A 9,015-nucleotide genomic window follows, 5' to 3' on the forward strand; every position below is an offset into this window, starting at 1 on the left:
TTTACGTTAAATTATTGAACCGCCGTATACCGAACGGTACGTACGGTGGTGTGAGAGGTCGCTAAATAAACTAATTATTTAGCTCCTACTCGATTATTGATAATGAAAATAAATCATTATTTATTTTCATATATTATTGGATGAAATCACCTCTCAAATCTAAAGTATCAATGCTGTTTAAAACCCCAGTTTTAAGAAAGTGAACAAAATCATCTTGTTTGCAATCATACATACCAATAGATTGAATAGACTGTTTATCTTCAGTTGGGCTGGATAAAATAAATTTTATTGAGCCGTAATTGATTAGAGATTTTCTTACGATCTTATCTTTGTCATAAATGATAATGTCTTTATTAATCGTCGGAACGACTTCTTTTATGAGAAGGGTATATTTAAATTGTTTTAAGGCATCGCCCCATGACAATTCATACGCAGCTTTATTATCATAAAATACATAACCTTCATCAAAATTATAAAATTTCCCTTGAGTCCAAAAAGGTTTTCGTATTTTTTGATTAGCAATACTAACAGTGCGATCTGTTAATACAATATCTAAAGATGAAAAAAAGCACCTCTTAATAGCAAAAAAACCAATTGCCAGCATAACCGGAAGAAAAATCAGCAATAAGATTATTACTACGTTTGTTTTTTCGAATAACAAATAATTTTAATTTATTTGCTAAATGATACATATGTTGACATGGCAAATGATCTCTTTGAAAATCACTACAAGTACATTCAGTTAAAGATGTTTGAAATATATTTTCATCTTCATCTGAAATAAGCGCTGTGCGAGTATCTTTGTTAATTTTTTGTGATTTTAGACTGGATAAACTAATTTGTTTTTTCATTTGCTCAGTGCTTTGATGTAAACTAAGACTATCTTGGTTCCAGAAATTCATGTAACAACACTCCTTGTCATGAAAACGGTATTTTATGGGTAACATATAACCATTATTAATCGTTTTTTTCTTGTTGTTTTTCTAATTCTTCAGAAATATAATCATAAAAAGTATGTTCACTTATAATCTGTAAATCTTGTCCTTCAAGTATAAGCTTCTCAGCCTTTTTGATTTTACTACTTTTATTATCTTTTACAGATACAACATCCTGAAAACTACCAATTATTAAAAAATTAGTTTTTTTAGTAACACCATTTTCACAATGTGCACCGATATTAGTAGCTAATTGAGCAGCTACTTTTCGCTCAAACTTTTCTAATTTTCCAGTAAACACACAATTTTTATTATAAAAAATATTATCAGAATCAAAGGTTGTTGAATCAGGAGTTATTTTTCTCAAATCATTTTTTTTGTGTTTTGGAGATAAAGTCAGATCAATGTTTTCAGCATGTGCTTTTTGGGATAACTGTGTGAAAATTTGATATGTAGTCTGGCAATCAGCTAAAGCCCTATGATATGTATTGGTAATATCGTAGTAGTCTGCAATTGTTTTTAATTTATAATTAGGCAATTCAGGGAGAACACGACGACTTAATCTAAGCGTATCTACGAAATTATTTCTAAAAATATATTCATTATATTTAAGAAAATAATCATATAAAAAATTAATATCAAAATTTACATTATGTCCCATCAATAGCTCGTCTTTTAGGAATGCTTGTAAATCATTTGATATGCTTTCAAATCGAGGGGCAGAAACTAACATTTCATTAGTAATACCAGTTAATTCGCTTATAAAATCATCAACATAATACATAGCAGTTTTATTATCGTTATCGTCATATTCATATGATGGCGCTGGTTGAATCAATGTTTGAAATTTTGCAACTTCCTTGTTGTTACGATATTTTATACAACCTATTTCGATAATTTCATCATAACGTGCATCAAATCCCGTTGTTTCTAAATCAATAATAGTATAATCTTTTGGGAATTCTAAAAAAGAGTTTCCTTTTTGTCTTTTGGGAGAACCTTTAGTATTTGTAGCAATTTTAAATTCACCATCAGAAAAAGAGATATTAATAGACATATAATTTCACTCCTTGAAATAAAATAATAAAAGGCCGATAAATGCCTTAATTATTATTAATTCCAAGGAAATTTTTCTAATTCCTTCTTGACAATGAAGTATACTGGTTTTATATAGTTTACTTATTTTCAAGATTTTTATAAAGTTTATAGTTCTTTTTTAGAATTTCTTTAGATGCTTGGCGTATTTTTTTAGCAAGAGCAGGATTGTTTTTACTTGTTTGCACCAAAGGATTATTGTTAATAGTAGTTGCAGGTTTTTGAGAATCTTTTTTAGGCAACATTTTTATCAGGATAATTTACAACAGCGATTTCGGTTAAAGCAGAACGCAAAGTATTAACAATTTTTTCTAATTCTTTAGCAACATCATTGCTGTAGGAGATTTCACCACACTGAGAACATACCTGTGATGGCACATTTTTAACAATAACAATGCAATTTCCTAAATCAACCATATAGGTAGTTTTTTGATTTTCTAGTTCACCTTTACACATTAAGCAATTCATTTGTCATTCTCCTTTCGAATTTTCAAGCTTGCATCCCATTTATTAATATCTGGATAGTATGCTGTAATAAGCCATAATTCAGTATCACCTATACCGCATACGACATGGATATATTTGGAGTCAATAGCAATTCCTAATACCAAATAGCTGGGATAAGGATAATCATTAGGGTAGCTTTCAATTATTTCACCATGCATAATAGCATTTTCTATATCACTAGTACTTATTCCTCGCTGAAATAATCTTGTAAGCACATGATTTGTCCAGCGTAATGCACCAGCGGTGCAGAGGTTTTTCATTTTCTGCATATTTATATTTTCACAAGACAATATATTCATTCCTTTATCTGTAGTTTGACCGCCCAATATGGGCGGCTTTTTTATTATATTAAGTAAAATTAACTAAAGAAAATTATCGTTAATATTATATTCGTATTCAAAAGACCTCATATAAATTCCTCCTTGACGAATATGTATCTTCCCTGACGATATGTATATGTAAGTTACCGCCCAGAATAACGGGCGGTTTTTTTATGCCCGTTTTCCTTTTGTCTTGCGCGAAAAGGTGGATTCCTCTGATGTTTTTTCCCTTTTTTCGGCACGATACTCCTGTTTAAGAATATCCATACGCTGTTGAAATTCTTCATCATTCTCAATGTCGTCATTTTCGACATCTTCGCTTTTTGATTCAGAATGATGAGTAAAATCAGGAGCAATTACCTGTGCAGATTTAATTGCATCGGCAAGACCAACAATGTGATTAAGTACTTCCTGTCGCTGCTCAGATGTTAGCTGCAAACAATAACGTGCAGCTTCCTGCTCGGCTGGTGATAAATTATATCTTTGTGCAAATTCTTCAAATAAAGAATCATTGTTTTTGATATACATTTCACCAGTGCCAGTACGCAGCCATTCTTCATTAATATTTAATTTAGAACAAAGTAATTGAATAAAAGTGTCTGATGGAATAACGGTTCCAAGTTCATAGGTTTTTATGGCATTTCTTGAAACTCCAAACATTATACCAAATTTTTCTTGAGAAACTTTTGGCGATAATGATTTTCTTATAGCTTTTAATCGTTCTTTCACTTTATCACCACCTTCGTTTTAATAATATCATTTTAATTTTGGTTTTACAAGTACAAAAAACAAATAAAAAGGATTTAAAAAACCAAAAAATAATGATAATATGGACTTACAGAACCAAGAACAATATAAATTTGGTAGCGAGGTGATAAAAATGATGGACGAAAGAAAAAAGGCTGAATTAGAAACAATGGAAATTATTGAAGCTATTCGCAATGGTAAAAATCCAAATGTTTTATTGGTAGCTGCCCAAAGCTATGCCAAAGGTCTTCTTGATGGAGCAAAACTCGAACGCTCCCAACAACCCGCCTGAGAAATCAGGCGGTGATATTAATGGAAAGTAGGTGAGTTTATGCAAAAAGCAATATCTGCAGCGGCATATGCGGAGCACTGCGGACTGGATGTAAAGGTAGTAAAGAAATATTGTAATCAAGGGATTATTCCGCACCTTAGAAATGGTGTTTTTTATCTGATCTGGCCGGACAAAGCAGATGTAGCGTTGTTGGAGCATATGAATAATAATATGCAAAAGTTAAAAAATAAAGCTATGACTAAAGAAGATAAAAGTGCAAGCAAAATTGGTACGACTAAAAGACCGGCAATATCCATAAAAAGTGGTGCTGAGTATATTGCCACTATAAATAAATTACAGAGAGGTGGTCGTAAAAGTGATATTAGAAATTCCAAAGCACTATAAAATCTTAAATAAATTATTACCACAGCAATATCCACACCATGAAATTTTAAAAATTAAAATAAATATAATAGGGAGTTATGAGCATTTAGATATGTTGATAAAAAGCCCCTATTCAAAACAAATTAATTTATATGTATTATTCCAAGCCGAGTATGATCGTGATACTAAAAAAGAAGAATTAACACATACTTTAACGTTGCCGCCTAGCATAATATTGGCAGCCGCAGAAGATATAAATGAGTATGAAAAATAATATTAAAATGATAATAATTAAAACAAGCAATAAAAAAAGAGCTTGGTATCAAAACCAAGCTCATAATATTGCAAAACGTTGGTTGCACAACGCCTGCCGTATCTAAGTAAACACTATAAACATTATACCATGATACGGCGATTTTTTATAGGCTTTTTGCCTATTTTAACCACTTGTTAAACATATTATTTTAATAAATATATAAAGTATTAAAGTATTTGTTTTATAAGGGATTAAGGCCTTAAAGAATAAAAATTAAAAGGTGAAAATATATGTCGTATTTGAGGAAGATATTAAGGCACGGAATAATCATTGAAGATACTAAATATCTAAATGGCAGATATGGTAAAAGCAAAAGAAATAGTAAACCAATAGGACAGACACCACCTGAGCAACTTCGGTGGCAGTCAAAGAATAATGTAAAAAAGTGTTGGCGGCTGCTGGATGATAACTTTAGCCCCGGTGATTTATGGGTGCTACTTACATGGCCGCATAAAGTAAGACCTAGTACAGCAGAAATAAGAAAAAGCATGACAACGTTCTTGGCTCGTATGAAAAGCAGATATAAAAAAGCTTGCAAAGATTTCAAGTATATTTATTCGGCCGGCAGAGGAAAACGCGGCGCGGCTCACATCCATATAGTAATGCCTAAATTTGATATAGCAGAAATTCAAAAGGTTTGGGCGGATATAGTCAATAATGGAGAGTGGGTTAAAACAGGATTTCAACCGTTGAGTCAGATGCGTGATTATTACAAGCTGGCAAATTACATTGTAAAAAATTCTGAGGAAACATTTTACAGTGATGATCCAATTTATAAAAAGCGCTATTGTGCCAGCCGTAATTTAAAAGTACAGGATATAAAAGCAAAAGTCGTAAAAGCACATGAGTGGAAAAAAGAGCCGGTAGAAAGACCGGGCTATTATATCGACAAAGAGCGTAGCTATATTGGCTATACAGCTTACGGTTATCCGATGCAGTACACCGTATATGTAAAACTACCGCCAGTCAGTAAAAGGGACGGTAAAAAATAAATGGAGGTTATGGATGATGATAATTAGCATTATGAATTTAAAGGGCGGTATAGGAAAGACCACAACGACAGTGAACTTAGGCTATTTAATTGCAGAAAAGCAAAACAAACGAGTATTGATTATAGATAATGACCCACAGGGAAATGCTAGTTCATTTTTTCAGATACAAAAGACAAATGATAAGAATTTGCCGCAGATTTTTACTGAAGTTATGGACGGTTCTATATTACCTATAATTCCGCAGCATACACAATATAAGCGGGTAGATATTTTAACAAGTGATATGAATTTATCAACCTGTAACATTGAGTTGAGTAAGCAAAAAACAGATAAGCAATTAAATTTATACAAAAATATTATTGAAAATATCGTACAACATTATGATGTGATATTGATTGATAATGCGCCTAATATAACGCCGCTTACTGTTTCGGCACTGTTAGCCAGCAATAAGGTTATTATTCCTGTTGAAGCAGATAAGCTCAGTATAGACGGAGCAAATGAAGTAATAAATCAGATTACAGAAGCAAATAGGGCAGGCTTTAATGAATTGAGATTGGGCGGTATTTTATTTACAAAATTTAATAAACGTGCACGAGTAGATAATGAAACATTTAAGTATGTTAAAAATGGTCAGCTTACAGGCGGGATTAAGCATAAAGTTTATGATACTGCTATTAGGCATACAGTGAAGGTAAAAGAAGCTACATTTAGCCGTAAACCTTTAGAATTTGCCTGTAAAAATAGCAATGCGGCTTGTGATTATCGTAAATTGCTAGAAGAAATTTAGTAAATAAAAAATGTCCCCAAGTTGGGGACAAAAGGAGAAGTGAAATGGGATTTTCAATGATTGCTGCATTAGGCGAAAAAAATGATAATAAAGTGCCAGAAATAAAGATGATCAATATAAATGACCTGGCAAGCGATATACAAAACTTTTATCGTGTATCAGGCGATGAAGATATAGAAAAAAAAAATGAGTTGTTATTTGCTGATGTATTGGAGCGTGGAATAGAAAGCCCAATCATTGTTAAACAGCTTGATAATGGTAAATTTCAAATTATAAGTGGGCATCGTCGCCGTGAAATATGCTATCGCTTAGTTAGTGAAGGACATGATAAATTTCAATTTATACCGGCAATAATAAGCCAAGTGAATTCGGAAAATCCAAATGAAATTAATGAGGTAAAGAACGAAATAAATCTTATTATGTCAAATGTAACCTCTCGTGAATTAAACGATTGGGAAAAAGTACAGCAGATTACAAGGCTTGATGCTTTATATAAACAGTTAAAGGCAAGCGGTGAAAAAACGTCTGGGCGGATTGATGAACTGATAGCCGAAAAACTCAATATAAGTAAAAGTGCTGTTGGTCGGGCAAAGAATATTAATAAGAATTTATCGGATGATTATAAAAAAGAATTAGAAAAAGGAAAATTAAGTATATCAGCTGCCAATAAGCTTGCATCCAAGCCTAAAGAAGAACAGGAAAAATTGCATGAAAAAAATCCGGCACCAAAAGCCAGTGAATTAGAAAAGCCACAGTCATTATTGCCAACTACACCAGAACCTCCCAGAATTGGAGAGCAGATCAATACCAATGAAAAGAAACAGGAGATATTATCGTATAAAAAGATTCCTTCTTATGATGGTTATGTGGGCGGTGTAGAAAAAGAAAATATATCATTTAATATTGGCTATAACGAGGATACTAAATCGTTATTTGCTTATATTTTAGTAGATGATAACAATTATATGATTGATTTAAATATGATTTGTCATTATGTCAAAGAATGCATTCAGTCAGGAGTAAAATTATGAAAGCTATAACAATAATAGAACCGTGGGCAAGTCTTATAGCTTATGGTAATAAGACCGTAGAAACAAGAGGATGTAAAAGTGCCAATGCCAGCTAAAGGTCAGCAACGTATTTGGAATTGGAGTGGAATTTATGCGAACGATAATTGATAATATGCCAAAACGCCCATCGACAAGATGGGCAGGTAATATAGTAAAACAAATACCTATAAAGTATATAAGACCGGTAACTAAAATAGAAAAATTGGCACATGTAATCTATTGTAATTTAAATAAGCAAAGTGAGACGAGGGAATAAAATGAATAGAAGTTATCAATCCAGAGTAAACAATGCTCAAGGGCAATTGTTTGAGGGGCGGATATTGGCAGCATGTGAGTATTATTGTATGAAAAACCGAGCAGATATACATAAGACGCCAGAACCTTTTAGATGTCTTAAAAAAGATACAAGGGGAAGATTTACAGGACAATTCGTATCAAAAGCACAGCCGGATTTTTGTGGGACGCTCATGGGCGGAGCATCAATTGTGTTTGAAGCCAAATATACATCAAATAATCGTATAAAAAAAGATGCATTATCAGATAAGCAAGTAGAAGTATTAGAATTATCCAGTCGAATGGGAGCTGATACATTTGTTTGCTTTGGGATACAAGACCAAACATTTATGATGCCTTATGAAAAATGGAGGGATATGAAGAAATATTATGGGCGGTGCTATGTAACGCAAGCTGATGTTCAACAGCATAGAGTAAAAGAAGATTTGAATTGTGCGTTGTTTTTAGATTATCGAAATGGTGGCAGCATACTTTTGAAGGAAAGCGCATGAATATAAAAATTAATCCTATTCGTCGCATAATGTTTAGAATGCAACAGCCTAAGCATATATGTAAGCGATATAGGAAAAAGAAAAAAGCTATAAAAATGACTTTTGTAAATATAATAAAAAATATTAAGTGAGGTAATAAATATGGAAGATATAAATAAAATAAGAGAAGAATTATTAGAATACATGATAAACAAAGCTAAAAATGATACGACACAAAATTTAGTAGCTATAACAGAAGGAGTATCACAAATATTAATAGCTAAAAAAATAGCGACAAAAGAAGAAATTGAAGATTCAATAAAAGTATCAAAGCAGGTGCTTTTAGATGAATCGAAAAAAATATTTAAGGAAAAGATTGATAAGGCAAGTCAGATAGAGCTGTTAATGTTAAAGGCAGCAATGTAAAAAAATTGGTTCAGGTGTACATTTTATTAATATAAATGGGGGCAAAAAATGAAAGTTGACACAGGCATTATAGGTGTAGTTGTAATTATTGGGGTATTAATGGTGGGATGTCCAACATATTCAGTATGGCAGCAAAATAAAGCTGGTGAGGCAGAATTAGCACGGGCGGAGCAAAATAGGCAAATAGCAATACAAGAAGCTAAAGCCAAAGAAGAGTCTGCAAAATCACTAGCAAATGCGGAAGTTATAAGAGCAGAGGGGATAGCAAAAGCCAATAAGATTATTGGTGATAGTTTAAATAATGTAAGCGATCAATCAAATAGTGTATAGAAAAAATGCCGTTAATCCTGTATTCTACATACAAGGACTAGCGGCATTTTTATAACTTTATAATTATT

The 9,015-nt window shown here is 32.3% G+C and carries 17 protein-coding genes; 10 read left to right on the top strand and 7 right to left on the bottom strand.

What is annotated here, in order from left to right:
* Positions 1-133: 133 nt before the first annotated feature.
* The 7 genes from HNR32_RS13255 to HNR32_RS13285 form a co-directional block, all read right to left on the bottom strand.
* Positions 134-604, bottom strand: coding sequence for a hypothetical protein (locus HNR32_RS13255; RefSeq protein WP_183863455.1), 471 nt, complete (start codon positions 602-604; stop codon positions 134-136).
* Entirely contained in the window at positions 576-902 is a 327-nt protein-coding gene (locus HNR32_RS13260; protein ID WP_183863457.1) for an SWIM zinc finger family protein, read from the bottom strand. Before HNR32_RS13260 ends, HNR32_RS13255 begins: the two co-directional genes overlap by 29 nt.
* 55 nt (positions 903-957) lie before the next feature.
* Entirely contained in the window at positions 958-1,992 is a 1,035-nt protein-coding gene (locus HNR32_RS13265) for an exonuclease domain-containing protein (RefSeq protein ID WP_183863459.1), read from the bottom strand.
* A 118-nt stretch (positions 1,993-2,110) separates the two neighbouring features.
* A complete protein-coding gene (locus tag HNR32_RS13270) occupies positions 2,111-2,275 on the bottom strand; it encodes a hypothetical protein (RefSeq protein ID WP_183863461.1) in 165 nt (54 codons plus the stop codon).
* Positions 2,265-2,498, bottom strand: coding sequence for a type II toxin-antitoxin system MqsA family antitoxin (locus tag HNR32_RS13275; RefSeq protein WP_183863463.1), 234 nt, complete (start codon positions 2,496-2,498; stop codon positions 2,265-2,267). The genes HNR32_RS13270 and HNR32_RS13275 overlap by 11 nt, the downstream gene beginning before the upstream one ends.
* Positions 2,495-2,836, bottom strand: coding sequence for a DUF4258 domain-containing protein (locus HNR32_RS13280; RefSeq protein ID WP_260162785.1), 342 nt, complete (start codon positions 2,834-2,836; stop codon positions 2,495-2,497). The genes HNR32_RS13275 and HNR32_RS13280 overlap by 4 nt, the downstream gene beginning before the upstream one ends.
* 192 nt (positions 2,837-3,028) lie before the next feature.
* Positions 3,029-3,586 carry a helix-turn-helix domain-containing protein gene (locus HNR32_RS13285; protein WP_183863465.1) on the bottom strand — a complete coding sequence of 186 codons (558 nt, stop codon included), beginning with the start codon at positions 3,584-3,586 and terminating at the stop codon, positions 3,029-3,031.
* Positions 3,587-3,737: 151 nt separating this feature from the next.
* On the opposite strand from HNR32_RS13285, the gene HNR32_RS13290 reads away from it, so the two are divergent.
* The 10 genes from HNR32_RS13290 (at position 3,738) to HNR32_RS13335 (ending at position 8,947) form a co-directional block, all read left to right on the top strand.
* A complete protein-coding gene (locus tag HNR32_RS13290) occupies positions 3,738-3,896 on the top strand; it encodes a hypothetical protein (RefSeq protein WP_183863467.1) in 159 nt (52 codons plus the stop codon).
* Between the two features lie 39 nt (positions 3,897-3,935).
* Positions 3,936-4,280 (top strand): hypothetical protein, encoded by a 345-nt coding sequence (locus HNR32_RS13295; protein WP_183863469.1) that lies wholly within the window; start codon positions 3,936-3,938, stop codon positions 4,278-4,280.
* Positions 4,252-4,533 carry a hypothetical protein gene (locus HNR32_RS13300; protein WP_183863471.1) on the top strand — a complete coding sequence of 94 codons (282 nt, stop codon included), beginning with the start codon at positions 4,252-4,254 and terminating at the stop codon, positions 4,531-4,533. The genes HNR32_RS13295 and HNR32_RS13300 overlap by 29 nt, the downstream gene beginning before the upstream one ends.
* A gap of 272 nt (positions 4,534-4,805) precedes the next feature.
* A complete protein-coding gene (locus tag HNR32_RS13305) occupies positions 4,806-5,567 on the top strand; it encodes a rolling circle replication-associated protein (RefSeq protein WP_183863473.1) in 762 nt (253 codons plus the stop codon).
* A gap of 13 nt (positions 5,568-5,580) precedes the next feature.
* Positions 5,581-6,357: a ParA family protein gene (locus tag HNR32_RS13310; RefSeq protein WP_183863475.1), complete on the top strand. Its 777-nt coding sequence runs from the start codon at positions 5,581-5,583 to the stop codon at positions 6,355-6,357.
* A gap of 44 nt (positions 6,358-6,401) precedes the next feature.
* Complete coding sequence (locus tag HNR32_RS13315) at positions 6,402-7,388, top strand: ParB/RepB/Spo0J family partition protein (RefSeq protein WP_183863477.1); 987 nt, start codon at positions 6,402-6,404, stop codon at positions 7,386-7,388.
* Between the two features lie 130 nt (positions 7,389-7,518).
* A complete protein-coding gene (locus HNR32_RS13320; RefSeq protein WP_183863479.1) occupies positions 7,519-7,683 on the top strand; it encodes a hypothetical protein in 165 nt (54 codons plus the stop codon).
* Position 7,684: 1 nt separating this feature from the next.
* Positions 7,685-8,212: a Holliday junction resolvase RecU gene (locus HNR32_RS13325; RefSeq protein ID WP_183863481.1), complete on the top strand. Its 528-nt coding sequence runs from the start codon at positions 7,685-7,687 to the stop codon at positions 8,210-8,212.
* Positions 8,213-8,353: 141 nt separating this feature from the next.
* Entirely contained in the window at positions 8,354-8,617 is a 264-nt protein-coding gene (locus tag HNR32_RS13330) for a hypothetical protein (RefSeq protein ID WP_183863483.1), read from the top strand.
* A 48-nt stretch (positions 8,618-8,665) separates the two neighbouring features.
* Entirely contained in the window at positions 8,666-8,947 is a 282-nt protein-coding gene (locus tag HNR32_RS13335) for a hypothetical protein (protein WP_183863485.1), read from the top strand.
* Positions 8,948-9,015: the final 68 nt, after the last annotated feature.

Origin of the sequence: Pectinatus brassicae, assembly GCF_014201835.1 — a bacterium.
GTDB lineage: Bacteria > Bacillota > Negativicutes > Selenomonadales > Selenomonadaceae > Pectinatus > Pectinatus brassicae.